Below are 644 nucleotides of genomic sequence, written 5' to 3'. Positions count from 1 at the left end.
CCCGGGGCGTTCTGGGAAACGCTGATCCGCACCGGCATCCTCGTCCGCGAAGGCGACAGCGTGCGGCTCACGCTGTGCGATCGCTACGTGCAAGTCCTCGAAAAGAGGAGGAAAGAAGCCGAGCGCAAGCGAAGAGAGCGCGCCGCGAAGGCCGCCGCAGCGTCCGGCGGACGTCCCGCGGACGCACCGGGGACATCCAGCGCTAGAAAGAAGAAGGAGAAGGAGAACGAGAAGAAGATCCTTTCTTCTGCAGCAGCAGCGATGGAGGGGTTGGACGAGTTGGCGATCGGGTTGTCCCCGGGACACCTCGCGCCTGTTCCACTCGCGCCCGTTCCACCGCCTCCGCCACCGGACGAGGTCCAGGACGTGGAGCTTGATCCCGTCCAGCTCGCGCTGCCCGGTGCACACCTGGTGCCCGTGTCCCTCCCGCCGGATGATCGGCGCCCGGCCGAGGCGTCCGAGGCGATGGCCGAACCCCGGACGCCCCAGGCCCAGGGGTTCTTCGAGAGCTTCCAGAACGAGCGCCAGCGCGCCTTCCGAGGCGTTCCGCGCGAGGACATGCCCGCGGGCTGGCCCGACTGGTACCGCCACGCGCTGGCGAAGGTGGGCGGCGACGAGGGCCGGCTGATCGCGGCCTGCCGCGG

At 69.7% G+C, this 644-nt stretch carries 1 pseudogene; it reads left to right on the top strand.

Going from position 1 to position 644, the window contains the following annotated elements:
* Window positions 1-644 (top strand): annotated as a pseudogene (locus HG543_RS54020) (hypothetical protein); the annotation flags it as partial.

Origin of the sequence: Pyxidicoccus fallax (assembly GCF_012933655.1) — a bacterium.
Taxonomy (GTDB): Bacteria; Myxococcota; Myxococcia; order Myxococcales; family Myxococcaceae; genus Myxococcus; species Myxococcus fallax.
The sequence above is the reverse complement of the archived record's forward strand: the minus strand, read 5'-3'. Positions and strand labels throughout refer to the sequence as shown.